Origin of the sequence: Microbacterium sp. H6 (genome assembly GCF_003314775.1) — a bacterium.
GTDB classification, from domain to species: Bacteria; Actinomycetota; Actinomycetes; order Actinomycetales; family Microbacteriaceae; genus Microbacterium; species Microbacterium oxydans.
In genome coordinates this window covers 1-1,227 of the sequence record NZ_QOAY01000238.1, presented here as the reverse complement: position 1 = coordinate 1,227, position 1,227 = coordinate 1, and the positions used below count along the sequence as shown (strand labels likewise).

The following is a 1,227-nucleotide window of genomic DNA, read 5'->3' as shown; positions in this document are numbered from 1 at the left end:
GACAGGATGATCGGCGCCCGCCACGTCGCACTGCTCGCCGACGCGCTCGCGCAAAGTCTCGTCGGACAGGAGGCGTGGGAGTGGGCAGAGTCGATGCTCTCGGATGAGTCGGGCGAGACCGTCTACGAACGCGCCGTGCACTACGGCGTCGACCCGACTGCGATCAAGCCCTATCAGTGCGGTGACGAGCCGAATCATCATGATCACTACTCGGAGCCGGATCAGCGCGGGGCGCGGTTCGTGGATCGCGTTGACGGGCGCGAGTCGGAGTGCGACGAGTGCACCGAGCTGGCACCCCCGGCAGATGTCGAGATTGAGAGGCAGAGCGATGTCTGAGTACGTCTGCCCGGGGTGCCGGGATAGCAACATGGCCGACGAGTGCTGGCACGACGAGAAGACCTGGACGCTGGCCGAGGCGCTGTCCATTGGCCTTCCCGGTGGGCCTGCGACGTGGGGTGATCCGGTGAAGCGGGCGTGGGCGTTCATCGACGACGCCGAAGCGCTCATGGGCGACGTGGGCGAGCCGCCTTACGCGGTTTCGATGTTCCATCCCGGAGGGCACGCACCGTACACGATCGTCGGCCTCGTCAACGGCCGCTACCTGTTTGCCGTCGACGAGGAAGCCACGTTCATCGGGGATGTGTGGGACGACCATGGGCGCGCCCGCCTCGTGATGCCCGCTCTCCCGGCAGAAGTCGATATTCGGAGCGAGTCATGACCTCGAACAGCATCCCGGTGGAGCGTGCCGACACGAGACCCATCCGCCTCGTGCCCCTCCGTGACACCCGAGCGTGGGCGGTATTCACCGCCGTGTCCTCCGGGGTCGCGGGTGCCCTCGCTGGTGGGTGGTTCGTGTATGGGCTCTGGATCCTCAATGGGTGACCAAACGATGACCGAACAGACGCATGAACACATCTGGGAGTCGTGCAGTTGCGGCGCAGACGTATGTCACGTGGAGGTCTGCGTGTGGTGCGCTGCGCTCCGCTCGACGCTGAGTGGCTGGATTTATGACATCGATCGCACCGACTGATCCCGACTGCCCCATGTGCGCGAACCCGATTCCAGGGCAGCCACCACACACCCCCCACACCGGCGTGCACGCGTCGGCCCATCATCGTCCCCCACTGCGCCTGCACGGCCTGCTTTGGGTGAAAGGAACCAGACATGCCTGGCTATGTCAAGCTGAAGTGGCCCAGGGATGTCGCTCTGAACTGGCCCACGTGAGCC

The 1,227-nt window shown here is 65.3% G+C and carries 3 protein-coding genes; all 3 read left to right on the top strand.

What is annotated here, in order from left to right; translation table 11 throughout:
- Window positions 1-336, top strand: a 336-nt coding sequence (locus DSP71_RS15245) for a hypothetical protein (RefSeq protein WP_220151128.1), incomplete at its 5' end; no start/stop codon positions are given.
- Window positions 329-718 carry a hypothetical protein gene (locus tag DSP71_RS15240; protein ID WP_113681504.1) on the top strand — a complete coding sequence of 130 codons (390 nt, stop codon included), beginning with the start codon at window positions 329-331 and terminating at the stop codon, window positions 716-718. The genes DSP71_RS15245 and DSP71_RS15240, both read left to right, overlap by 8 nt.
- The gene (locus DSP71_RS22410) at window positions 715-882 is read left to right on the top strand and encodes a hypothetical protein (protein WP_181800751.1); all 168 of its coding nucleotides are present in this window, start codon (window positions 715-717) and stop codon (window positions 880-882) included. The genes DSP71_RS15240 and DSP71_RS22410 overlap by 4 nt, the downstream gene beginning before the upstream one ends.
- The last annotated feature ends 345 nt before the right edge of the window (window positions 883-1,227 follow it).